The organism is Wolbachia endosymbiont of Cylisticus convexus (genome assembly GCF_003344345.1).
The window spans coordinates 1-2,451 of the sequence record NZ_QPIP01000146.1 but is presented as its reverse complement, the minus strand read 5'-3'; the positions used below and the strand labels follow the sequence as shown (position 1 = coordinate 2,451).

1 protein-coding gene and 1 pseudogene are annotated in these 2,451 nt (G+C 34.8%); both read left to right on the top strand.

All coding sequences use genetic code 11. The features are described from left to right. Window positions 1-217: 217 nt before the first annotated feature. Window positions 218-754, top strand: a complete 537-nt coding sequence (locus Wcon_RS09320; protein WP_147269151.1) for a transposase — start codon at window positions 218-220, stop codon at window positions 752-754. 710 nt (window positions 755-1,464) lie between these two features. Continuing rightward, window positions 1,465-2,405: pseudogene (locus tag Wcon_RS13525) on the top strand (IS5 family transposase). Window positions 2,406-2,451: the final 46 nt, after the last annotated feature.

The window sequence follows — 2,451 nt, the reverse complement described above, 5'->3', positions numbered from 1 at the left end:
ATAGGGTTAGCAAGCTGACTGGAGAAAACGTTTTCAATTTGTTGCTCTATAGCATACTGGAGAAAAATGAGCTGAGTTTGAGGACAATCGAGGAAAATTATCATAGAATGTTCAATATAGATACTCGCCATTCATCGGTAGCAAGCCGCTTAACCTGTCAAGTATTTTGAGAAGATTTTTTCGTTCGTGTTGCAGAGTTCCGGAAAATCAACGAAAGTTGCTGATAACTACACTTCAGCTATCAAGTAAATTACTACATCTTGGTATTCCCTGCAGAAACGCAAAATATTGTGAGAAAAATATGATAAAATGCACTATTTCAACAGATGGAAGATTCGCAAAATTGCTTAATTTATGTACTCAGGCAGAAGGATTTTCGGATCATAAATCGTTCCGGGAAATGATTTTAAATCATGGTCAAGAGTCAATTTGTATATTCGACCGTGGGCTACAAAAACGTGCAGCTTTTGAAGAATTTTTAAAAAAAGATATACATTTTGTCACTCGTGGCAACGACAATATTCGTTATAAAATAGTTCGTATTCACACAAAAATTGCAGGTATACAAACAGAAACGCTCGAACTGATAGAAGATATGGTAGTCCAGTTAGGGCAAGATGGTTCAAGATTTTTGTCGTTTGAAATCAGGCTCATTAAAGCAAAAAACCAAGAAAGTGGTGAGATTCTCACATTTTTAACCAATATTTACGAAATGTCTGCTGAAGAGATTTGCACTCTTTACAAAAAGCGCTGATCGATAGAAATTTTTTTTAGATTGATCAAGCAGGAGCTCAATGCAAAACATTTTCTCGGGTATAGTAAAAATACAATTTTGGTCACGTTGTACATGATTCTCATTGCCTCTGTTCTATTAACGGAATACAGGAAACGCAGCGAAATCAAGAGTTACAAGTTTACAAGGAGAGCTTTTATGAACGAACTTAGACTCGAAATCTGTCATTGAATATTGCGGTGGTGATTCAGAAAAAGTCTACGATTATTACCTTTCTTCTTTTCCATAAGCAATGTTCGTACAGCTGTGTGCTTGACACTGGCATGACAACTTGTTAATATAAACCTTCTGGATTCCAGTGTCACGCACTGGAATGACAACTTGTTAATATAAACTTTCTAGATTCTAGTGTCACGCGCTGATCGAAAGGGCTGCTTGCATAACACCCCCTTGGTGCATTACGCACTGGTTTCCATTCAAGACGATGTCATTCCAGCGCGTGACGCTGGAATCCATTTTTCCATCATCATCAAACGTTGTATTACTTTTACACTCGTAAATTTAACTGGATTCCAGACTGGGATGACAAAAGAGGAAGTACTGGGATAACAACTTTTTTAAATTAAGTTTTCTGGATTCCAGTGGCTTTGTTGCATCACTCAAGAGAAAAGAACTGGCAGTTACTGACAAAATTCATTATAGAATAGCCATTTAACCATTGAAGAAAAAATATGCCACAGCAAATGAAAGTCAGTAACTGCAATGAATATAACAAATTTCTCCAAGAAAGAGGAAATATTTTTCATTTTATTAATAGAAAATTGGTACGAACATGGTCCAAAAGTGTTCGGTGGCAACAATATTTACAGTGATAAAGTTGTGATTTTAGTGCATATAGTCGCTAGTCTCTTTAGAATTGGCTTAAGACAAACGGTAGGGTTTATAAAAGGATATTTGCAGCAAGTAGGAAAAGGCTTAGCAGTCATTAGCTATTCGCAGGCTTCAAGAAGGTTTAAAAAACTCAATATTAAGATCAATGATTGCAGAGTTGACAAAAACAATATGGAAGATATTGAAATTGCCATAGACAGTACAAGTATCAGTATTTATAATAATACCCCTGGTCACAGTAAGGAAAATAGTAAAGATAGAAAGTATCGCAGCTATGAACAGACAAGAAAATTGCATGTAATGTTGAATATAAATAGCAAAAACGCCATAGCTGTAAAATACAGTAACGGTGTCTACTCTGATCACTTGTGATCTGCTAAAAAAAGTTGATTTTCAGCATGTCGTAAAAGTACTATATGCCGATAGGGCGTACGATAGGCATAAGCTTTATAAATTATGCAAAGAATATAATATAAAAGCAAAAATTCTACCAAAAACCTGTGCAGCAGAGCATTTAAAAATAGACTACATGTCTGATAGGAACACTGCTATTAGGTTAATCAAATTACATAATGAAGATGGTATGAAGAAGTGGAAAGAAAAAGTAAATTATGGAAAGAGGTCATATATTGAGGTTTTTTTTTCGCGACTAAAACAAACATTTGGGTTTAGCTTTAGAAATAAATCCGAAGTAAATCGTGAAAAAGAATTGCTAATAAAATGCTACTTACTCAATAAATTTATTGAAATTGGCGTCGCTAAATTTGAGATAGCTTCATGAATTTATTATACATTATCTACTATCCAAAGAGCGATGCAACAAAGCC